This is a genomic window from Pseudomonas bharatica CSV86 (assembly GCF_000319305.2).
Lineage (GTDB): Bacteria > Pseudomonadota > Gammaproteobacteria > Pseudomonadales > Pseudomonadaceae > Aquipseudomonas > Aquipseudomonas bharatica.
Window position 1 is genome coordinate 270962 of sequence record NZ_AMWJ02000004.1, and the last position, 20757, is coordinate 291718.

The 20757-nt window shown below is 63.7% G+C and carries 16 protein-coding genes and 1 pseudogene; 6 read left to right on the plus strand and 11 right to left on the minus strand.

Translation table 11 applies throughout. The features are described from left to right. Positions 1-9 precede the first annotated feature (9 nt). Positions 10-957 (minus strand): choline ABC transporter substrate-binding protein, encoded by a 948-nt coding sequence (locus tag CSV86_RS27795; RefSeq protein ID WP_009396909.1) that lies wholly within the window; start codon positions 955-957, stop codon positions 10-12. A 446-nt stretch (positions 958-1403) separates the two neighbouring features. On the opposite strand from CSV86_RS27795, the gene CSV86_RS27800 reads away from it, so the two are divergent. Both CSV86_RS27800 and gbdR read left to right on the plus strand, forming a co-directional pair. Continuing rightward, positions 1404-2780, plus strand: coding sequence for an L-serine ammonia-lyase (locus CSV86_RS27800; RefSeq protein ID WP_009396910.1), 1377 nt, complete (start codon positions 1404-1406; stop codon positions 2778-2780). Between the two features lie 398 nt (positions 2781-3178). Next, on the plus strand, positions 3179-4282 hold the full coding sequence (gbdR, locus tag CSV86_RS27805; protein WP_009396911.1) for a choline metabolism transcriptional regulator GbdR: 1104 nt from the start codon (positions 3179-3181) through the stop codon (positions 4280-4282). 94 nt (positions 4283-4376) lie between these two features. Here the strand turns inward: gbdR and CSV86_RS27810 are convergent, their stop codons facing one another. From CSV86_RS27810 to choX, 5 genes are all read right to left on the minus strand, one after another. After that, entirely contained in the window at positions 4377-4637 is a 261-nt protein-coding gene (locus tag CSV86_RS27810; RefSeq protein ID WP_009396912.1) for a hypothetical protein, read from the minus strand. Between the two features lie 318 nt (positions 4638-4955). Next, a complete protein-coding gene (locus tag CSV86_RS27815; RefSeq protein WP_009396913.1) occupies positions 4956-5426 on the minus strand; it encodes a thioesterase family protein in 471 nt (156 codons plus the stop codon). A gap of 13 nt (positions 5427-5439) precedes the next feature. Beyond that, positions 5440-6405, minus strand: a complete 966-nt coding sequence (locus CSV86_RS27820) for an L-carnitine dehydrogenase (RefSeq protein WP_009396914.1) — start codon at positions 6403-6405, stop codon at positions 5440-5442. A gap of 19 nt (positions 6406-6424) precedes the next feature. Continuing rightward, complete coding sequence (cdhC, locus tag CSV86_RS27825) at positions 6425-7309, minus strand: 3-dehydrocarnitine:acetyl-CoA trimethylamine transferase CdhC (RefSeq protein WP_009396916.1); 885 nt, start codon at positions 7307-7309, stop codon at positions 6425-6427. A gap of 154 nt (positions 7310-7463) precedes the next feature. Beyond that, positions 7464-8405, minus strand: coding sequence for a choline ABC transporter substrate-binding protein (gene choX / locus CSV86_RS27830; RefSeq protein ID WP_009396918.1), 942 nt, complete (start codon positions 8403-8405; stop codon positions 7464-7466). Between the two features lie 172 nt (positions 8406-8577). Between choX and CSV86_RS27835 the strand changes: the two genes are divergently transcribed. Continuing rightward, on the plus strand, positions 8578-9525 hold the full coding sequence (locus CSV86_RS27835; RefSeq protein WP_009396920.1) for a GlxA family transcriptional regulator: 948 nt from the start codon (positions 8578-8580) through the stop codon (positions 9523-9525). 6 nt (positions 9526-9531) lie between these two features. Here the strand turns inward: CSV86_RS27835 and tssM are convergent, their stop codons facing one another. The 5 genes and pseudogenes from tssM to CSV86_RS33920 form a co-directional block, all read right to left on the minus strand. Further along, positions 9532-13086 carry a type VI secretion system membrane subunit TssM gene (tssM, locus tag CSV86_RS27840; protein WP_009396922.1) on the minus strand — a complete coding sequence of 1185 codons (3555 nt, stop codon included), beginning with the start codon at positions 13084-13086 and terminating at the stop codon, positions 9532-9534. 14 nt (positions 13087-13100) lie between these two features. After that, complete coding sequence (tssA, locus tag CSV86_RS27845; protein ID WP_009396924.1) at positions 13101-14519, minus strand: type VI secretion system protein TssA; 1419 nt, start codon at positions 14517-14519, stop codon at positions 13101-13103. Beyond that, positions 14516-15325 (minus strand): type VI secretion system-associated protein TagO, encoded by an 810-nt coding sequence (locus CSV86_RS27850; RefSeq protein ID WP_311985891.1) that lies wholly within the window; start codon positions 15323-15325, stop codon positions 14516-14518. Before CSV86_RS27850 ends, tssA begins: the two co-directional genes overlap by 4 nt. Then, positions 15207-17339, minus strand: coding sequence for a type VI secretion system ATPase TssH (gene tssH / locus CSV86_RS27855; RefSeq protein WP_240160619.1), 2133 nt, complete (start codon positions 17337-17339; stop codon positions 15207-15209). The genes CSV86_RS27850 and tssH overlap by 119 nt, the downstream gene beginning before the upstream one ends. 125 nt (positions 17340-17464) lie before the next feature. Beyond that, positions 17465-17770, minus strand: a pseudogene (locus CSV86_RS33920) (Clp protease N-terminal domain-containing protein); the annotation flags it as partial. Between the two features lie 489 nt (positions 17771-18259). On the opposite strand from CSV86_RS33920, the gene tssB reads away from it, so the two are divergent. From tssB to tssE, 3 genes are read left to right on the plus strand one after another with little or no spacing between them, the layout of a single operon-like run. Next, the gene (gene tssB / locus CSV86_RS27860) at positions 18260-18763 is read left to right on the plus strand and encodes a type VI secretion system contractile sheath small subunit (protein ID WP_009397061.1); all 504 of its coding nucleotides are present in this window, start codon (positions 18260-18262) and stop codon (positions 18761-18763) included. Between the two features lie 53 nt (positions 18764-18816). After that, the gene (tssC, locus tag CSV86_RS27865; RefSeq protein ID WP_009397059.1) at positions 18817-20298 is read left to right on the plus strand and encodes a type VI secretion system contractile sheath large subunit; all 1482 of its coding nucleotides are present in this window, start codon (positions 18817-18819) and stop codon (positions 20296-20298) included. Next, positions 20295-20741, plus strand: coding sequence for a type VI secretion system baseplate subunit TssE (gene tssE / locus CSV86_RS27870; RefSeq protein ID WP_051032685.1), 447 nt, complete (start codon positions 20295-20297; stop codon positions 20739-20741). Before tssC ends, tssE begins: the two co-directional genes overlap by 4 nt. Positions 20742-20757: the final 16 nt, after the last annotated feature.

Genomic DNA, 20757 nt, shown 5'->3' on the forward strand with positions numbered 1-20757 from the left:
GGGACGTGCTTACTGCGTGAGTTTGGCCTTGGCGGCTTCCAGGCCGGGTTTGCCGTCCACGGTGGTAACACCGGCCAGCCAGGTGTCGAGCACCTGAGGATTTTTCTTCAGCCAGGCTTTCGCCGCGGCGTCGGCTTTCATCTTGTCGTCGAGCACGTTGCCCATCAGCGTGCTTTCCATGTCCAGGGTGAAGGACAGGTTCTTCAGCAACTGGCCGACGTTGGCGCATTCCTGCACGTAGCCCTTGCGGGTGTTGGTGAGGACGGTGGCCTTGCCGAAATCGGGGCCGAAGTAGTCGTCGCCACCGGTGAGGTACTTCATTTTGAAACGGGTATTCATCGGGTGCGGTTCCCAGCCGAGGAACACGATGTTGCCTTCACGTTTTTCCGCCCGGCTGACCTGGGCCAGCATGCCGGCCTCGCTCGACTCCACCACCTTGAAGCCGGCGTCCTTCAGGCCGAAGGCGTTCTTGTCGATCATGCTCTGGATGGTGCGGTTGCCGTCGTTGCCGGGCTCGATGCCGTAGATCTTGCCGTCCAGTTCCTTCTTGAATTTGGCGATATCGGCGAAGTCGTGCAGGCCCTTGTCATAGAGCGACTGCGGCACCGCGAGGGTGTACTTGGCGTTCTCCAGGTTGGCGCGGACGGTTTCCACGGTGCCGGCATCGCGGTACTGCTTGATGTCGTTTTCCATGGTCGGCATCCAGTTGCCGAGGAACACGTCCATGTTCTTGCCGTCGGCCAGCGACTTGTAGGTCACCGGGACGGAGATCATGGTGGTGCGGGTCTTGTAGCCGAGGGATTCGAGGACTGCACTGGTCACCGCGGTGGTGACGGTGATGTCGGTCCAGCCGACATCGGAAAAGTTGACCGTGTGACATTGTTCAGGCTCCACGGCCTGGGCCAGCGCCGGAATGCTCAGTAACGCGGCCAGTAACAGCGAGGGTGAACCTTTCATTTACGGACTCCTGAGTGTTTTTGTCGGATGTCCCATGGACCGCCATGCTTTATTGGTGCATCGGTCGGGCCGGCTGCCGGACGACAGCGGGACGAGTGCCGTGCAATCGAGTCGATAACGATCATCTACCAGCGAAAAACAAACGCCTACAGGGTGGGTCGTAACCAGTACAGGCAGGGTCGCTTCCAGTGCCGGTGAGGTCGTTTATGGATTATTCGGCCCGGCGAAACCCCCGTTCAGCCCGTGAGCGACGCGAAAAACGGCGCTTTTCGGCAGCCGCCGGGGGGCGGCGTTGCTGGACAAGAGTGGGTCGGTTGCAGACGACAGGGGCGCCGCCAAAAGCCGGATGATGCGCGAAATCGGCGGATTGCCGCCCCGTCAGCGTAGCAGTTGTGGCGCCCGTGTCCTGGGGGGCGCACACCTGCCCAACCAGGAGGTTCGTGGCCATGGCCATCAGTGTGTTCGACCTGTTCAAGATCGGCGTCGGCCCGTCCAGTTCCCATACCGTCGGGCCCATGCGCGCCGCCGCCCTGTTCGTCCAGGGCCTGCGTGAACGGGGCGAGCTGGAGCGGGTGCAGCGCATCGAAGTACGGCTCTATGGTTCGCTCTCCGCCACCGGCGTCGGCCACGGCAGCGACAACGCGGTAATCATGGGCCTGATGGGCGAATGGCCCGATTCGATCGACCCCTCGACCATCGGCCAGCGCATCGCCGAACTGCGCGAAACAGACACCTTGCAGCTCGATAGCCGGTACCCGGTCGAATTCGTCTGGAGCCGCGACATGCGCCTGCTGGACGAGAACCTGCCCTACCATCCCAATGCCATGACCCTGGTTGCCGAGCACGCCGAAGGCGAGTTGCACAGCGACACCTACTACTCGGTCGGCGGCGGCTTCGTGGTCGATGCGGCGCAGGCGGCGAGCGGCGTACTGGACAGCGACAACACCGTGCTGCCCTACGATTTCAACAGCGCGGCGGAACTGCTCGAGCGCTGCAAGCAAAACGACATGCGCGTGTCGCAATTAATGATGGAAAACGAAAAGGTCTGGCGCAGCGAAGCGGAAATCCGCGCCGGCCTGATGAAGCTCTGGCGCGCCATGCAGGACTGCGTCGAGAACGGCCTGAAATATGAGGGCACGCTGCCCGGCGGGCTCAATGTGAAGCGCCGCGCCGCCAAGCTGCACCGCAGCCTGCTGGAGCTGGGCAAGCCCAATGTGATCGGCTCGACCCTGAGCGCCATGGAGTGGGTCAACCTCTATGCCCTGGCGGTCAACGAAGAGAATGCCGCCGGCGGGCGCATGGTCACCGCACCCACCAATGGCGCGGCCGGGATCATTCCGGCGGTGCTGCACTACTACATGCGCTTCAGCGACAAGGTCAGTGAAGCCTGCGTGGTCGACTTCTTCCTCGGGGCGGCGGCGGTGGGCATCCTGTGCAAGAAGAATGCGTCCATCTCCGGTGCCGAAGTAGGCTGCCAGGGCGAAGTCGGCTCGGCCTGCGCCATGGCCGCGGCAGGGCTGGCCGAGGTGCTCGGGGCGACGCCGGAGCAGTTGGAAAACGCTGCGGAAATCGGCCTGGAGCACAACCTCGGGCTGACCTGCGACCCGGTCGGCGGGCTGGTCCAGGTGCCGTGCATCGAGCGCAACGCGATCGCTGCGGTCAAGGCGATCAATGCGGCGCAGATGGCCCTGCGCGGCGACGGCGATCACTTCATCTCGCTGGACCGGGTGATCCGCACCATGCGCGACACCGGCGCCGACATGCACGACAAGTACAAGGAAACCTCCCGCGGCGGCCTGGCGGTCAGCGCCATCGAGTGCTGATTCTGCTGCGCACTTTTCGCACATCCCTTCGAGCCCACGCCGCTTTTTGGCGCGTGGGCTCAGACGCTTCTCATACCGCCTGTCACCATTTCCCACACTACTTGCGGTGACACTACCGGGTGTCGTTTCTGGGCATCCCGTATCAGGGTGCTACCGAACTGCTCACGAAACATTCCGACATGCTTTGGCCCGCGCCTTTCCGCGCAGATTTCATATTGATACAAAGCGCTTTTTAGACAGGTCGCGAGGTCGCTTTCAGGATTTATTGAATAGCCATTCAATTTCAGGCACGGCATTTGCGAGAGCAAAGCCATGCCCTGCAATCGAGTCGACAGGGTGCATAACAACAATGAGCCCACGCCTGGGGCGCAACCTGCTTTGTGTGAGGAGAGATCGCGATGACGTCTTACAATGCCGGGACCCAATCCCAGACCCGCGCACCCCAATCCATCGGCTTCCTGCTGCTGGACAACTTCACCCTTATCTCCCTCGCCTCCGCCGTGGAGCCGCTGCGCATGGCCAACCAGCTGTCCGGCCGCGAGCTGTACCGCTGGCACACCCTGAGCGTGGACGGCGGCCAGGTCTGGGCCAGCGACGGCCTGCAGATCACCCCGGACGCAGCCATGCACAAGGCACCACCGATGGATACCGTGATCGTCTGCGGCGGCATCGGCATCCAGCGCACCGTGACCCGTGAACATGTGACCTGGCTGCAGGGCCAGGCCCGTCAGTCGCGGCGTCTTGGCGCGGTGTGCACCGGTAGCTGGGCACTGGCCTGTGCCGGGCTGCTCGATGGTTTCGATTGCAGCGTCCACTGGGAATGTCTGGCGGCGATGCAGGAAGCTTTCCCGCGGGTGAGCATGAGCACCCGCCTGTTCACCCTCGACCGCAACCGTTTCACCAGTTCTGGCGGCACCGCGCCGCTGGACATGATGCTGCACCTGATCAGCCGCGACCACGGTCGCGAGCTGTCGGCGGCGATCTCGGAAATGTTCGTCTACGAGCGCATCCGCAACGAGCAGGATCACCAGCGCGTGCCGCTCAAGCACATGCTCGGTACCAACCAGCCGAAGCTGCAGGAAATCGTCGCGCTGATGGAAGCCAACCTGGAAGAGCCGATCGACCTGGACGAACTGGCGGTCTACGTGTCGGTTTCGCGCCGGCAGCTCGAACGGTTGTTCCAGAAGTACCTGCACTGCTCGCCGTCGCGCTACTACCTGAAGCTGCGCCTGATCCGTGCGCGGCAACTGCTCAAGCAGACGCCGATGTCGATCATCGAAGTGGCCTCGGTGTGTGGCTTCGTTTCGACCCCGCACTTCTCCAAGTGCTACCGCGAGTACTTCGGCATTCCGCCGCGGGATGAGCGTGTCGGCTCGAATACCGCGCAGCAGGTGGCGATGATGCCGATTCCGCAGGCGCTGGTGCTGTCGCCGATGGCAGGGCCGATGGCGGCATTGAGCCAGGCGCGCAACGAATCGACGTTTGCCAGTGTGAGGTTGTGATCACAGCCTTGTTGTGAATTCGAGGGCCTCATCGCTGGCAAGCCAGCTCCCACAGGTTGTGGGAGCTGGCTTGCCAGCGATGAGGCCCTCGAAGTTACTGATGAGTGGCCTTGAACTCCGCCAGCGCCGGCAACAACTGCTTTTCGATCGCCTGGCGCACTGCCGGCAGGATGGTCGCGCTGCCGGTGTACATCTGCTCCACCATGCCCTTCAACGCCTTGGCCTGCGGTGCGCTCAAGCCGCGTACCGCATGCTCGCAGGCCTGCTCCGCGCTGACTCCGGACGGCGTCTCGAAGCCCAGGGCGCGCAGGTGGCCTACCAGGTCTTCCTGATCAATCAAATCCGCATGCATCATGGCTGTTGTCCTTGTGGCATTTAGAAGTCGTGGTCCGATTCTGGAAGCGCCCGGCATAGCGGGCAAGGACAGATTGTCGCGATGGCCGCTTTACCTATGAACAGGTCGTTTTCGGCAAAATCGGCGGTAACGGGAGTGTGCACACTGGAGTCATGCACAGGTCGAGGGCGGTTTGGTCACCACCCTTCTGGCACGGTAGGTTGCTCGCTCTTTGCCCCGGCTGCGTCACGGCTTGCCGGGGCAGTTTTTTGTCCATCGAATAAGCGACGCGGACCCTGTGGGAGCTGGCTTGCCAGCGATGAGGCCCGCAAAAAGCAACTATTTCGGCAGGCCGATCACCCGCCCGACAAACGCCGGCACCGGCAAATCCTCCTGTTCCACCACGATCCCCTGCAACCGCGCCAGCACCGCCGCCTCGAACGGCGCCGACTTCGGCCCCGCCAGGTCCACATGCAGCAGCATCTGCTCGCTTGCCGCCAGCGCCTCGGCAAACCCTTCCCGGTGCAGGCTGTGATACAGGTGCACGCGCTTGCGGTCATGGCCGATCACCTGGGTCTGCACCGTCACCTCCGTGCCCAGCTTGACCTCGTGCAGGTAATTCAGATGACACTCCAGGGTAAACAGCGAATGCCCGGTGGCCTCGCGGTTGTCGCCGTCCAGTCCGATGCATTCCATGAACGCATCGGTGGCATAGCTGAAGATCAGCAGGTAGAAGGCATCGCGCAGATGCCCGTTGTAATCGACCCAGTCCGGCAGCACGGGGGTCCGGTAGGTGGTCAGCGCAGGCATCGCGGTTCTCCGTTCAATCGCTGAAGTTCAGGCCGTGGCGGGCCTTGGTGGTTTTTACCGCGTCCAGCACCGCCAGCAGGCAGTCATCACGATAGCGCTCCAGCGAGGCAATGCTGCGTTCGCCACGTTGTTCGCTGGTACCGTCGACCACCGCGTCGATCAGTTCCTCGGTCAGCTCCGGTGCCGGCAGGTAGGTCCAGGGCAATTGCAGGGCCGGGCCGAACTGGGCCATGAAGTGGCGCATGCCGGCATCGCCACCGGCCAGGGTGTAGGTCAGGAAAGTGCCCATGAACGACCAGCGCAGGCCGGCGCCGAAGCGGATCGCATCGTCGATCTCGCCGGTGGTCGCCACGCCGTCGTTGACCAGGTGCAGCGCCTCGCGCCACAGCGCTTCGAGCAGGCGGTCGGCAATGAAACCGGGAACTTCCTTGCGCACATGCAGTGGCTGCATGCCCAGCGACGCATAGACCTGCCTGGCTGCTTCGATGGCCTGGGGTGAGGTGTTGCGGCCGCCGACGATCTCCACCAGCGGCAGCAGGTACACCGGGTTGAACGGGTGGCCGACAATGCAGCGCTCGGGGTGTGTCGATGACTCGTAGAACTCGCTCGGCAGCAGGCCCGAGGTGCTCGACCCGATCAGTGCATTCGGCTTGGCCGCTGCGCTGATCCTGCCATGCAGATCGAGCTTGAGGTCCAGCCTTTCCGGCGCGCTTTCCTGGATGAAATCGGCATCGCGCACGCATTCCTCGATGGTTGCGACGAAGCGCAGGCGCGACTGCGAGGCGCCGGGCTTGAGGCCCTGTTTCTCCAGGGCCGGCCAGGCATTGGCGATGCGCTTGCGCAGGGCTTGCTCGGCGCCGGGCGCCGGGTCCCAGGCCACTACGTCGAGGCCGTTGGCCAAGGCACGGGCGACCCAGCCGCTGCCGATCACACCGCTGCCCAGGGCGGCGAAGGTCTTGATATCGGTAATGAAACTCATGGTGGACTCCTGGAAAAGATCAGCGACGGGTCAGGTTCATTTTGGCGCGGCCTTCGGCAGGGCTCAGGACCCGGGCGCCGAGGCGATGGAGGATTTCGGCGGCGCGTTCCACCAACTGGCCGTTGCTCGCCAGTACGCCTTTTTCCAGCCACAGGTTGTCTTCCAGGCCGACCCGCACGTTGCCGCCCAGCAGCACCGCCTGGGCCGCCATCGGCATCTGCATGCGGCCAATGCCGAAGCCGGCCCAGGTCACGTTCGGCGGCAGGTTGTCGACCATGGCCTTCATGGTCGCGGTATCCGCCGGAGCGCCCCACGGGATGCCCAGGCACAGTTGGAACAGCGGATCTTCGAGCAGGCCTTCCTTGATCATCTGCTTGGCGAACCACAGGTGGCCGGTGTCGAAGATTTCCAGCTCGGCCTTCACGCCCAGCTCGGTGATGCGCTTGGCGCCGGCACGCAGTTGGGTCGGGGTGGAAACATAGATGCTGTTGCCGTCGCCGAAGTTGAGGGTGCCGCAGTCCAGCGTGCAGATTTCCGGCAGCAGTTCCTCGACATGGGCCAGGCGCTCCAGGGGACCGACCAGGTCGGTGCCGGCACCGAACTCCATGGGCATCTCGCCAGGGCCGATTTCCAGGTCGCCGCCCATGCCGGCGGTGAGGTTGACGATGATATCGGTGTCGGACTCGCGGATGCGCTCCATCACTTCGCGGTACAGGCTGACATCGCGGCTGAAACGACCGGTCTGCGGATCGCGGACATGGCAGTGGACCACGGTGGCGCCGGCCTTGGCCGCTTCCACGGCGGCAGCGGCGATCTGTTTGGGCGTGACCGGGACGAAGTGGCTCTTGCTGGCGGTGTCGCCGGCGCCGGTGAGGGCGCAGGTGATGATGACGTCGTGGTTCATTGCGGTTTCCTTCAGGCGTGTCGGGGCTTCGCGGGACGGTTTGTTCGCGGGTTCTTTGGTTGTCTGGGATGGCCTCATCGCTGGCAAGCCAGCTCCCACAGGTCCGGTGCACACAGTCCCCTGTGGGAGCTGGCTTGCCAGCGATAGCGGTGGATCAGTTGGCGGTAAGCTTGAGGTTGTCCGCAGCCGGCTTGCCATCGAGGGTGGTTACACCCTCGAGCCAGCGCGCCTTGTCCTCGGGGTGATCCTTGAGCCACTGGCGCGCCGATTCCAGCGCGTCCTTGTGGTCCAGCAGCGGCTGCATCATGCGGCTCTCGTCCTCGGTGCTGAAGGTCAGGTTGGTCAGCAGCCGGCTCACGTTCGGACAACGGCTGGCGTAGTCCGGCGCGGTCACCGTCCACACCGTGGCGCGACCTTCGTCCGGGCCGAGGGCGCCTTCGCTGCCGCTGAGGTATTCCATATCGATATTCACGTTCATCGGATGCGGTGCCCAACCGAAGAACACCACCGCTTCCTTGCGCCGCACGGCGCGATCGACGGCGGCGAGCATGCCGGCCTCGCTGGACTCCACCAACTGGAACTTGCCCAGGCCGAACTGGTTCTTGGCGATCATCGCCTTGATCTGGGTATTGGCCCCGGAGCCCGGTTCGATGCCATAGATCTTGCCGCCCAGTTCCTTCTCGAATTTGTGGATGTCGGCGAAGGTCTTCAGGCCCTTGTCGGCCAGGTACTTCGGCACGGCGAGGGTGGCCCGGGCGTCGTTCAGGCTGGGTGCGTCGAGCACCTTGACCTGGCCGGCGTCGACGAAGGGCGTGATGGTCTGGGTCATGATCGGGTTCCAGTAGCCGAGGAACATGTCCAGGCGCTGGTCGCGGATACCGGCGAAGATGATTTGCTGCGAGGCGCTGGTCTGCTTGGTCTGGTAGCCGAGGCCGTCGAGCAGTACCTGGGTCATGGCGCTGGTGGCCATCACGTCGGTCCAGTTGACGACGCCCAGGCGCACGTTCTTGCAGGCGGCCGGGTCGGCGGCCATTACGTTGGTGCTGAGGACTGCGGTACCGACAAGCATCAAGAGCGAACGACTGATCGATTGCATGGTGGCTCCTCCAACGGCAGTTCTAATTGTTATGAGGGGGGCGGCTTCTGCGAGCCGTGGTGCTCAAGTTACGTGGGGATGGCCCGGGTCAATCGCACTCTGGCGACCAGCTCTTGCACAGTGGCGACCTGCGGAGTATTAACCCTGATTCCCCGTTCAGCGAGACGGCGCCATGCCCCAGGAATTCCACTTTCTGCTGTTACCCGGTTTCTCTGCCCTGGGCTTCATTTCGGCGCTGGAACCGCTGCGCGTGGCCAACCGCTTTCGCCCCGGGCTGTACCGCTGGCGGGTGCTGAGCCTGGACGGCGGCGCGGTGGAGGCGAGCAATGGCATGTCGGTCAACGCCGACGGCCCGCTGGAGCCGCTGGGCAAGGGCGCGACCTTGCTGGTGGTGGCAGGGTTCGAGCCGCTGCACAGCTACAGCCCGGCCCTGGCCCACTGGCTGCGCAAGCTGGATCACGAAGGGGTGGTGCTGGGCGGGATCGATACCGGCACGCTGCTGCTGGCCGAAGCGGGACTGCTCGACGGCCACCGGGTGACCCTGCACTGGGAGGCGCTGGAGGCGTTCAAGGAGCGCTATCCGCGGCTGGACGCAACCCAGGAACTCTTCGAAGTGGACCGCCGCCGCATCACCTCGGCGGGCGGTACGGCGTCCATCGACCTGATGCTCGACCTGATCGGCCAGGCCCACGGCGCCGAGCTGGCGATCCAGGTTTCCGAGCAATTCGTGCTCGGCCGAATCCGCCCGCGCCAGGACCACCAGCGCATGCAGATCGCTTCGCGCTACGGCATCAGCAACGGCAAGCTGGTGCAGGTGATCGGCGCCATGGAGCGTAATACGGAAACGCCGCTGAACACCCTCGATCTGGCCGAATCGGTGCAGGTCAGCCGCCGTCAGCTGGAGCGTCTGTTCCGCCTCTACCTCAACGACACGCCCAGCGGCTTCTACCTGCGCCTGCGCCTGGACAAGGCGCGGCAACTGCTGCGCCAGACCGAGATGAGCGTGCTGGAGGTGAGCATCGCCTGCGGCTTCGACTCACCTTCGTATTTCACCCGCAGTTACCGGGCGCGGTTCCAGCGGTGTCCGCGGGAGGATCGGCGGGCGGTCAGTGGTGGTTGAACGACCTTATACCCCCTCCTGCAACAGTGTCCGGGGCAAGGCAAAGCCCTTGAACAGCGGCTGGGTGAACGGGTTGTTGGCTTTCTCGGTACTGATGCGGTAGCGCATGCCGCCGTCCGGCGCGGCGAAGCTGAGGTCCACGCTGGTGCTGGTGGTGCCGTTGAGCCGCGCCTGGCTCAGCAGCCGATAGAGCGACCAGGGCCCGCGATGGACCATGCCGCTGCTGCTGCCGCCGGCGTTGACCAGGGTGATGCGGCTTTCGTTGTTCGGCGCCAGGGTATTGGGCCAGATCAGCGCCGTGCTGGTGGTCGGGCCATGGTTGTAGGTGACCAGTTGTCCTTCGACGCTGAACGAACTGCTGCGTTTGTTCGGTGCCAGGCCCAGCGGCTCGATGTAGAACTGCACCCCGAGCAGCCCGCGACTATTGAAGAAGGCGTCGCGGATGCGCTCGGCCGACTGCAGTCGTTCCTGCACCTCCGCCCGCACCAGGTAGCCGCCGAGACGCTCGGAGTAGAGCGCTTCGAGGTTATCTTCGAGGAACAGGTCAAGGTATTGCTCGCGGAACTGCTGCAAGCGGCCCTGTGGACCGAAGAATGCCGTGAAATCTTCCAGCGAGGCTTCCTCCCGACTCGATGGGTTGAACGGGTAGCGATTGGCCAGGCGCTCACGATAGAAACGGTGGACGTCGCTGTCCCAGCGCCGTTCCAACTCGCGCAGCGCCTCCACCAGGATGATCCGCGAGGATTCGGCGGCCAGCTTGGCGACCTGGCGATTGATCGGCTCGGGCAATCCGGCGGCGATCCTCTGCAGGTTGGCGATGGGGTCGGGGCCCTTCAGCGAGAAGCGCTCCACCACCATGGCCAGTGCGGTCTTGCCGCGTTCAGGGCTGTCGTGCAGGACGCGCACCTTGTCCTGCACACCGCCAATGGCCAGCATCGTTTCATCCAGATAGGGTGCCCGTTCCCCCCTGGTCTCCAGCAACTGGTTCAGCGGCGCGAAGGCGCGGGCGACGTCCATGATCAGTGGCGTCTGCACGGCATCGTCGCTGTGCCCGGCCAGTTTGTCGGCCACTGGGGTCGAGCTGGCGTCGGCTATGCTCGTGACGCCGAAGTCACTGTTGTCCCGTACCGTTTCGAGCAGACGCCGCAAAGGCGCGGCGGGGCCGGTGATGCTGTCCAGTATGCCGACGGCATCGGCGATATCCTGGAAGTCCCGCACCTCGAGCCGGGCAAGGTTGCGTTGCCAGGTTTCCACGTAGGCGCGACTGTAGATTGCCCGGATGCGCTCGCTGAGGATGGCTTTGTCAGCCTCCGAGTAATCGACTCCGCTGCGCTCGCCCACTGCCCATTGGTCGATCATCGCCAGTTCGGTGAGGGCCTCGCTGCGCCTGGCGAAGTAGCTGCGGTAGCCGTTGGCGGTCAGCAGGGCATCGATGCGGCCGCTGGCTTCGGCGTCGGTCTGGTAAACGATGTCGTAGGCCGGGCCGATTTCATTGCGTATGTCCAACGGTGAACGCTGGGACTCTCCGGCCTCCTGGCGCATGGTCATGTATACCCGTTCCGGGAGGGGGATTTGCCGCAGGTGGCGCTGCACCGTGGCAACGCGCTCCTGGTACTGCGGCAACTGGGTGTCGACGTACTTCATGGCGTAGTCCAGATGACGCATCAAGGCGCGTTGGGTGCTGTCGTCGCCAGGGAAGGCTCGTTGCCAGTAGGCGGCCATCCAGTTTTCCACCACCGGGGCGCGGCGATTGGGGCGGTCTTCGATCATTCGATAGACCCGCAGTGCCGCCAGTTGGGCGTCACCGTCCAGGTCGGAGCCGTCCAGCGATTCCATCACGCCGCTGGCCAGGGCGGGCAGGAAGCGTTGCGATAGCAAGGCCAGGTAGGCTTCATCGACCTTGGGGCCGATTGCCCGGCCTTGATACAGGCCCATGTTGGCCAGTACCGGCCAGGCATTGCGGTAGTTGCCATAGACGGCGACGGCGTTGCTGATCTGGTCCAGCGGCAGCAGCAGATTGCCACCGCTGGGGTCCAGCGTGCCGTCGATCGCGCTGGCGCTGAAGGCACGGCTGCGTTCCATGACGCTCGCTGCCTTGTCGCGGTTGATGCTGTAATAGTGGTACCAGCCGCCGATGATCAGCAGGCTGCCCAGCGATGCCACGCCGAAGTGCACGGCCAGGGCGTGTCGCTTCTGCCGCAAGACCCGAGGATTGTCGCCGGCCAGGCCGGCTTCGGGGTAGATGACGTGCTGGAACAGGCGCTGGGCGAAGTAGACCATTGCCCGCCCGCTGGGATGCATCTTGTTGGCCGGCTCGGCCAGGCCATAACTTTGTGCCGCCGAGGATACGAAGGCGTTGTTGAGAACCCCCTGCTGGAACACCGAGGAAAAGAACACGCCCCGTGGCAGCGACGGCGTGACGAAGCGGTCGCTGCCCATCACGTCCGCGAGAAAGTCCAGCAGCACCGGACGCAGGCCGGACAGCTGCCGCACCAGCGAGTACAGGGATTCCCGCTGCGCGACGTCACCGACCTGGGCCATGGCATCGAAGACCTGCTCGTTGAGGCGATCGAGGAAAGCGTCGTAGCGCGCCCCCAGTTCGTCGAGCCAGGCGTCGTAGTCGCGTACCGAGTCGAGGGTGAAGGTAAAACCGAAGATGTCCTCGCGCACCGAATTGGGCAGTCGGGCGAACAGCGGCTCGAAGCCCTCGAGCAAATCGAACTTGCTGAGCACGACGTAGAGCGGCGGGCGCGTACCCAGTTCGCGGCTGAGTTCGATCAAGCGGGCACGCAGCAGTGCGGCCAGGGCCTTGCGGTCACTGGGTTTCTGGTTCAGCAGGGTCACCAGGCTGACCATCAGGACCACGCCGTTCAGCGGCCGACGGCTGCGATTGCGGCCCAGCCAGGTGACGAAGCTGTTCCACAGGCGCGCAGGGAGATCTTCCGGCAAGCCCGCGATGCTGCGGCGCTGGCTGATGATCTCGCCTGGAGGGTCTATGAGTACCGCCTGCTCGCCGATGCACCAGTCGATCGGGTAGAGCCTGTCGGGGTCATCGTGCTGGCGCCAGGCACTGGCCTTGATTTCTCCGCTCAGCGAGAAGCTCTGGCTGGAGCGGTTGACGAAGCTGGTCTTGCCCGAGTTTTCCTGCCCCAGCACCAGGTACCAGGGCATCTGGTACAAGGCGTTGCGGCCGTTGAGATTGGCCTGGAGCAGTGCCAGATTGCGGTCAAGGTCGCGTTCCTGGGCCTCGATGAAGCGCAGGCAGGGGTCGTCTTGCACCTCCCGGGCGTGTTCGCGTTCTGCCTCCAGTAGCCGGGTGCGTCGACGCAAGTGAAGCGCCCAGCCCAACAAGGGCAGGACCAGCAGCATGATCGTGAGCAGGACGCGTGCGGCCAGGCTGGCGAGCGGCCGGCGATCAGCGAGGACCCAGTGGGGGCCGAGCCACCAGATGGCAACCACCGCCAGGATCAGCACGCTCGGCAGCATGTAAGGCATGCCGGGCTTGAGCCAGCGCAGGACGGGCCGGCCATATCGTTGCAGGTTGGTCCAGATGTTCTCCATGGCGATGCTCCTGTTCAATGCTTCTGTTCTTCGCCAGCCGGTGTGTGGCGTACCAGCAGCTCGTGGAGTTGCGGTTCCCAGGCGCGGATGCTGGTGCTGTCCATGACGCTGCGGGCCCGGGCGTACAGACCCTCTGCGAGCCAGTTCAGCCCGCGGGAGGCGAGCAGTTGGGCCGCGATGGTCATGAGGTGGCAGGCATGGCGTGGTTCGGACTTTTGCTGCTGGAGCGATTCCAGGCTGCGCAGCATCGATTCCACTCCTGCGCTGTCGAGCAGCGTGGCCAGTTCGTCGCGCAGCGCCGGATACTCCGGATCTGAGCCGGCTCCGGCGTTCTCCGCGGAACCGCTCAGCCAGGCCTGGGTGTCGTCATCGATTAGCGCGCGACCATCGGCGAATGCCAGCGAGGTCAAGGCGGGGAGGCGGGTTACCAGGCGCTCGCAGGTCTGGCGTATGGCTTCGGCGACCCTTGGCATGTCGAGCTTGCGCGCCACGCTGGCCGAGAGGAAGCTGCCACGCAGCCAGTACGGGGATGCAGCCACACTGCGTTCGATCCGCTGCAGCAGCGGCGGATCGATACTGTTGTTCGCCAGGGCTTTTTCGTAGATGTCCGTGATCTCCAGGGGCGTGGCCATCAACGCAGTGCGGTTATCGTTGTGGGCGTACGGCGCCTGGGTCAGGTGTGCCCACAGGGCGAAGCGACGCAGCAGGTAGCCGGTGGGGTCATAGGCGTCCTTGAGATTGATGGTCTCGGCAGCCGAGAGCAGCGAACGGCGATACTCCCTTTCATTTTCCGGGCTGGCCAAGACAGGCGCGAAGAACGCATCGGCCAGCGGCTCGAGGCTTGCCGGCTGCGGCTGTTCTGCCTGCTCGGGTGCGCGGGTGGACTCGGCGTAACGTCGCAGCGTGCTTTCCAGCCGGCTCAATTGCGGAACATCCAGCCCCGACAGGGGCGCACTGGCCTGGAGGCTGTCGAGGGCATGCTGGGCGGATTTGTGGAATTCCTCGTCATAGCCCTTGCGGTCGAGATGGGGCAGGGCGTCGCCCAGTCGTTCCAGATACTGCCCGACCAGCCGGCGTTTGCCGGCATACCCCGTGGGACCAGGCTTGGGGTGCCCGGCCTCCCAGTATTTCTCGACCATTGCGGCCAGTACGCTGGTGGCTTCGGCCCAGCCGCGCCAACTGTTCGTTCGCAGGTGTGCCGTGATCAGGTGGCCTGCGATACGGAAGTGCTTGCAGTGGTCGGTCAGGTATCGACGGGCACCCTGGTCGACGAATTCCCAGTCGATGGTCCGTTCCTGCAGGCCGCCAAGCTTGACCATTTCCTGGTCGATATCCTGGAACAGCGGGTTCTCTGCATCGAACGTCCCTGCGGGCTGGCGCTCATCCAGTGCGGCCAGCAATGCCTTCAGGTCCAGTGGTGGAAGTTGCTTCACCAGTGACAGGCCTCCCGTTGCCAGGACATCTGTTCGGCCAGCGCCCTGGCATCGAACCTGATGTCATGCAGCGAAGCATGGTTGCTCTCGACCTGCAGCCACTCGCCTGGACGGGTCAACTGGCGCAACTGCTCGATGGCCACCAAGCCACGGCCGGCGTCGACCACCGTGCCGTCGTCCAGCACTTGCCAGGTGCGGGTTGGCGTCAGTGGTCGGCCGTCCAGCATGAGGCGGATACCGATGTGATTCACCGGCAAGGGTTCGACACTCAGCAACTGCAGGCGGGAGATGTTCGACAGGCAACTGATCGCCAGCCAGGTGCCGGGTTGGTCGCCCGCCAGCGAGGGTGCGGAGATCACCACTTTGTCCTGTCCTGGCAGCACATCCGGGCTGCGGGTGATCCTCGATAGGGTCTCCTCGGCGAGCCGGCCAGCCTCGTTGGCATCGACCAGCAGCCTGATGCCGGGCACCTTGGGCGTGGCTTCGGTCGCGACAGGGGCCTCAGGCACAGGCATTGGCGGTGTCCCGGCCGCCGCATCGAAGCAGGCAAGACGCTCCAGGGCGGAAACGATGCGTATGCATTCAGAGGGCGCGGCCGTGGCGCGCGCTCCACTATCGCAACCTGCAAGAAGTATTGCTGTCAGCAAGGCAAGGCGTATCAGTGTCATGCAGTGGCGTCCTCCCGGCTCAGGCCAATGTTGCCGTGAAGGCGCCGTTGTTCCAGTGCAGTTCCGCACGCTGGAACCTGATGCCGCGAGACAGTCGTTGCAGGACCGACAGCGAAAGCGGCGGGAGCAGTTCGCCATCGATGATGGCATCAAGCATGCGGGCTCCGTTGCGATGTCGCGCGCAACGTGCCCGCAGTTCGTTGCGTGCGGTACAGGTGATGGTCAGCGTGGCCTGGTGACGTTGATCAAGTTGCTCCTGTAACCGCAGCAAACGGCTTTCGATGATGTCGTCGAGCACATCGTCGTCCAGATAGCGGTAGGGAACGATCTGCATCCGCGCCAGCAGTGCCGGTTTGAAAAAGGCGGCGAGCCGCTGGCGCAGGATTTCGCCGTCGAGGTCATGCAGCGGGTCATCGTCCTGGTCGAAGCCGAGGTTGGAGGTGAGCAGGAACAGGATGTTGCGGCAGTCGATGCGCCGGCCTTCGCCGTCGTTCAGCTCGCCCCTGTCGAACGCCTGGTAGAACAGGTCCAGCACCTCCGGGTGGGCTTTCTCCACTTCATCGAGCAGGACCACCGACCAGGGCTGCCTGCGGATGGCTTCGGTGAGCACACCGCCTTCGCCATAGCCGACATAGCCGGGCGGAGCACCTAGCAGGCGGGAGACGGTGAACTTCTCCTGATACTCGGACATGTTGATGGTGGTCAGGAACTGCTCCCCGCCAAAGAGCGAGTTCGCCACTGCCAAGGCCGTCTCCGTCTTGCCCACGCCACTGGGCCCGACCAGCAGGAAGGCGCCCATGGGCGTGCCCGGTCGGCGCAGATCGGCCATCGCGGTGAGCAGGTGCCGGTAGAGAATATCCAGGGCAGGGGCCTGGCCCTTGACGCGCTCGCGCAGGTTGACCGGCAGGTTCTCCAGGCGCGTCATCTGATCGCTGCCAAGGGTCGTGGCGGGGATACCGGTCCAGTCGGCAATCACCCCGGCGATCTGTTCGGTGCCGACATCGGCGTGTACCAGGGCTTCCGGACGCTGCAGTTCGCTCAACTGTTCGACCTTCCGGGGCAGTGCCCCGGATAGTTCTTCGTCCTCGCTGCCAGCCCTCAGGACGAGGATTTCGTCTACCAGTGCCTTCTGTTGTGTCCACGCCTGCTGTAATTGCTCGGCGTCCAGCTTGATGCCCTCACGCGCTTGGCTCAAGGCCTCCAGGCGCTGTGCGGCCACTGGCCGGCCAGCCCGTTGATCACGTACGAGCTGGGCGTATTCAGCGTCGATCTGCCGGAGTTCGTTTTCCAGCGTGGCGAGCCGTCTGGGAGGCTCGGCGAGGGTAGAGGCCACCCGGGCGCAGGCGGTGTCGAGCACGTCGATGGCCTTGTCCGGTAGCTGTCGCCCCGAGAGATAGCGGTGCGACAGGGCAGCGGCGGCCTGCAGCGCATCGTCACCGATAAGCACCTGGTGCGCAGCTTCATAGACGGGGCGCAGGCCCCGCAGGATTTTCACCGTCTGTTCAGGTGTGGGCTCTTCCAGCTTGACCAACTGGAAACGCCGGGCCAGTGCCGCATCCTTTTCGAAGTATTTCTTGTATTCCGACCAGGTCGTCGCTGCGATGGTGCGCAACTGGCCCCGGGCCAGCGCCGGTTTCAACAGGTTGGCCGCGTCGCTGCCTCCGGCGCTGTTGCCTGCACCGATCAGGGTGTGGGCTTCGTCGATGAACAGGATGATCGGATGGGTGGCATCCTTGATTTCGTCGATGACGGCTTTCAGGCGTTTTTCGAACTCGCCCTTCACCGAGGCGCCTGCCTGCAGGGCGCCAAGGTCCAGGCCCCACAGCTCGACACGACGCAGTGGTTCGGGCACGCGGCCTTGCACGATGCGCAGGGCGAGCCCTTCGACCACCGCACTTTTGCCGACGCCGGCATCGCCCACCACGATGGGATTGTTCTTGCGTCTGCGGGAAAGAATATCGACCATCAGGTCGGTCTCCCCGTCGCGACACAACACCGGATCAATCCGGCCCTCCCGGGCCTGGGCGGTGAAATCGTGGCCGAACCTGGCCAGTGCACTGCACTCGGCGGGGCTGCTCGGGGGACTGGCCGCAGCGGCTGGCTCCGGAGCCTCCGCCGAAGCCGCAAGCAGGGCGCCGAAGCCCTTGCGCAACCCTCGCGACTGACCTTGTCGAGCAGATGCACCGCTGCCAGGGGCAGGTAACGGGACGGGTTGAGCAAGATCGCAAGAAAGACCGCGCCGCTGCGGATATGTGGCTGCCCCAGTTCTACCGAACCGAGCAGCCAGGCTTCCTGCAGCACCTCGATCAGCAGGGGCGAGAAGGATGGATACTGGCTGCGGCCCGAATGACGCTCCTCGAAGCCACTGGCCACGGCGTGCTGCACGGCCTCCACGGCGAGGCCGGCGTTGGCGAGGCTGATGCGCACATCACCGGCAGGCTGCCCAAGCAGTGCCGTCAGCACATGCACCACGGTCACCTCTGCGCCTCCCTGGGCGATGCACAGGTTTGCTGCTTCTTCCAGCGCCTGCCGGCAAAAGGGGTTGAGGCGTTCTATCAGTGCAGCCGGGTCGACCGTGATCATTTTTGGAACTCACCTTTGATAAGAAGGAATTACTTCCTTGTTGCGCCGAAGTCCGTTCTCGGAAGACTGTCGGATTTCGCGCGGGACGCCCGTATTAGTTGAAGTTTGCCGTAGCAGTTTTCGGAGCGATAACTGGCTGGAAAGAAAGCACCAAAAGTAAATTCCGGTATATAGGAATATTCCGATATTTTTTTGGAAATTTCCCTCAGGTCGAAAAACCAAGTACCTCAGGACGCTTCCTTCATGTGATTAGGAAAATTCCTATTTTTCTGCTTGCCTCCGCTGTTCTAGCCTTGGTGGCGTTCATGCGTCAATGTGCCAACTTGCCGATTTTTTCGGTAAAAGTCCGAAGCAAGAAAGGCGCGAACTTTTTCTACAGTGGGGTTTGCGTAACTGAATAAGTCCGCCGGGAGCCGGGTTTCATTGCGCCTGCGAATTGATGCTGCAACGTACTCCAACTAATAAACACAACTTCCGGAGAAGTGGTTAATGGCAAACAGGAAAGGCTCGGTCGCCCCGAAGGAACGCATCAATATCACTTACGTCCCTGCCACAAATGGCGAGCAGGAAGAAGTTGAACTTCCCCTGCGCCTGCTGGTGACTGGTGACTTCACCGGGCGTGAAGAGGACGCCGCGCTGGAAGACAGAACAGCGGTCCGGATCGACAAGGACAGTTTCAACGCTGTCATGGCCGAGCAAGGTATAGGCCTGAGGGAAAGCATCCCCAGCGTTCTCTCTGAGAACGCGGATGACACGCTGGATATCGATCTCAAGTTCCGCTCCATCGACGACTTCAGTCCCGATGCCATCGCCCGCCAGATTCCCGAACTCAACAAGCTGCTCGAGTTGCGCGAGGCGCTGGTTGCCCTGAAAGGGCCGCTGGGCAATGTTCCGGCGTTTCGCAAGCAGTTGCAGGCCATGCTCGGCGACGAAGCGGCGCGCGGTCAGCTCGCCAGGGAGCTGGAAACCGTGCTGGGCGAGAGCCAGGGCTGAGCCTGCCCGGCCGGGCGAGACATCCATCCATTCAGGTTTCAAAGGACATGAGCATGACAAACGCGCACTCCGCCGCCGCGGAACAACAGAACGCCCATCAAGAAAGCGGCCTGCTGGTCCAGATTCTCGCGCAGACCCGAATCGAACCCAGCCAGGAGGGTTACGCCGTCGCCGAGCGCGGTGTGGCAGCCTTCATCGCCGAGATGCTCAAGTCGCCCGATCGCCAGCAACCGGTCAACAAGCAACGGGTAGACCAGATGCTGGCGCAGATCGACATACGGATCGGCAAGCAGATGGACGTCATCCTGCACCATCCCGGGTTCCAGGCCCTGGAGTCGAGCTGGCGGGGGCTCAAGTTCCTCGTTGACCGCACCGACTTTCGTGAAAATATCCTGATCGACCTGCTGCACGTAACCAGGACCGAGCTGCTGGATGACTTCGAAAGCGCTGGCGATATCACCCGCAGCGGTCTCTATCGTCACGTCTACACTTCCGGCTACGGTCAGTTTGGCGGCCAGCCGGTCGGCTGCATGGTAAGCAACTACACCTTCGGGCCCTCAGCGCCCGATATCAAGCTGCTCGGCTACGTCGCCTCCGTCGGCGCCATGGCCCATGCGCCGTTCCTTGCCGCCGCAGGCCCGGAAATGTTCAACCTGGGGTCGTTCCAGGGGCTGTGCAACCTCAAGGAAGTGAAGGATATCTTCGACGGCCCGCGCTTCACCAAGTGGCGCGGCCTGCGCGACTCCGAGGATGCCCGCTACCTGGGCTTGAGCATGCCGCGCTTCCTGTTGCGCGAGCCCTATGACCCGCTGGAGAACCCGGCGCGCAGTTTCGATTATCGCGAGACCATTGACGGCAACCACGACAACTATCTCTGGGGTAACACATCGTTCGCCCTGGCGAGTCGTATCGTCGACAGCTTCGCCAGGTATCGCTGGTGCCCGAACATTGTCGGCCCGCAGTCGGGCGGCACCGTCGATGACCTGCCGGTTCACCTGTATGAGTCGCTCGGCCAGTTGCAGGCCAAGATCCCCACCGAAGTGCTGGTTTCCGATCGTCGCGAGTTCGAGCTATCGAGCGAAGGCTTCATCCCGCTGACCATGCGCAAGGGCAGCGATAACGCGGCGTTCTTCTCGGCCAATTCGGTGCAGCGTCCGAAGCTCTTCGCCAGGACGCCCGAGGGCCAGGTCGCGCAGACGAACTACATGCTCGGCACGCAACTGCCCTACATGATGATCATCAATCGGCTGGCCCACTACCTGAAGGTGCTCCAGCGCGAGCAGATCGGCAGCTGGAAGGAGCGTCCGGACCTGGAGCGCGAGCTCAACAACTGGATCCGCCAGTACGTTGCCGACCAGGAAAACCCATCGTCCGACGTGCGCAGCCGTCGGCCGTTGCGCGCCGCGAAGATCCAGGTTCACGACGTCGAGGGTAATCCTGGCTGGTACCAGGTATCGCTGTCGGTCCGCCCGCACTTCAAGTACATGGGCGCCAATTTCGAGCTGTCGCTTGTCGGTCGGCTCGACAAGGAATGACGGTGAACCCGGCCGTATCGTCCGGACCAGCGTCGGGAAGCCTGTTCCAGCGGCTCGAGCCCGACCTGCCGCCTCGTCGCCTGGGTAACCGGCAGGCTCAGGGCTCGGGGCAGGTGCAGGCCATCAAGAACAACCTGGAGCACCTGCTCAACGCTCGTCGGGGTGGCTCGCAGAGCTGCCCCGGCCTCGGGTTGCCCGACATGAACGATGCCGGCGCCGGCCAGATGGAGCTGAGAGCGCAGATCTGCCAGGACATTCGCGAAATGATCGCCTTGTACGAGCCTCGTGTCCGGGTCCTGGACGTTCGTCCGCTGGCCAGCGCCGAACAACCCCTCGGCCTGTGCTTTCGCCTGCACTGCCAGATACCGCTCGTCGAAGCTTCCGATCAGGTCGAGATCGACCTGCTGCTGCATCGGCGACAACAAAGGATCCAGGTGTTGTGACGAGAAGAGACGTGGA

Coding starts and splice junctions, on each gene's coding strand:
- CSV86_RS27795 (WP_009396909.1), bottom strand. CDS start 957: ATGAAAGGTTCACCCTCGCTGTTACTGGCCGCGTTACTGAGCATTCCG.
- CSV86_RS27800 (WP_009396910.1), top strand. CDS start 1,404: ATGGCCATCAGTGTGTTCGACCTGTTCAAGATCGGCGTCGGCCCGTCC.
- gbdR (WP_009396911.1), top strand. CDS start 3,179: ATGACGTCTTACAATGCCGGGACCCAATCCCAGACCCGCGCACCCCAA.
- CSV86_RS27810 (WP_009396912.1), bottom strand. CDS start 4,637: ATGATGCATGCGGATTTGATTGATCAGGAAGACCTGGTAGGCCACCTG.
- CSV86_RS27815 (WP_009396913.1), bottom strand. CDS start 5,426: ATGCCTGCGCTGACCACCTACCGGACCCCCGTGCTGCCGGACTGGGTC.
- CSV86_RS27820 (WP_009396914.1), bottom strand. CDS start 6,405: ATGAGTTTCATTACCGATATCAAGACCTTCGCCGCCCTGGGCAGCGGT.
- cdhC (WP_009396916.1), bottom strand. CDS start 7,309: ATGAACCACGACGTCATCATCACCTGCGCCCTCACCGGCGCCGGCGAC.
- choX (WP_009396918.1), bottom strand. CDS start 8,405: ATGCAATCGATCAGTCGTTCGCTCTTGATGCTTGTCGGTACCGCAGTC.
- CSV86_RS27835 (WP_009396920.1), top strand. CDS start 8,578: ATGCCCCAGGAATTCCACTTTCTGCTGTTACCCGGTTTCTCTGCCCTG.
- tssM (WP_009396922.1), bottom strand. CDS start 13,086: ATGGAGAACATCTGGACCAACCTGCAACGATATGGCCGGCCCGTCCTG.
- CSV86_RS27850 (WP_311985891.1), bottom strand. CDS start 15,325: ATGGCGAACTGCTCCCGCCGCTTTCGCTGTCGGTCCTGCAACGACTGT.
- tssB (WP_009397061.1), top strand. CDS start 18,260: ATGGCAAACAGGAAAGGCTCGGTCGCCCCGAAGGAACGCATCAATATC.
- tssC (WP_009397059.1), top strand. CDS start 18,817: ATGACAAACGCGCACTCCGCCGCCGCGGAACAACAGAACGCCCATCAA.
- tssE (WP_051032685.1), top strand. CDS start 20,295: ATGACGGTGAACCCGGCCGTATCGTCCGGACCAGCGTCGGGAAGCCTG.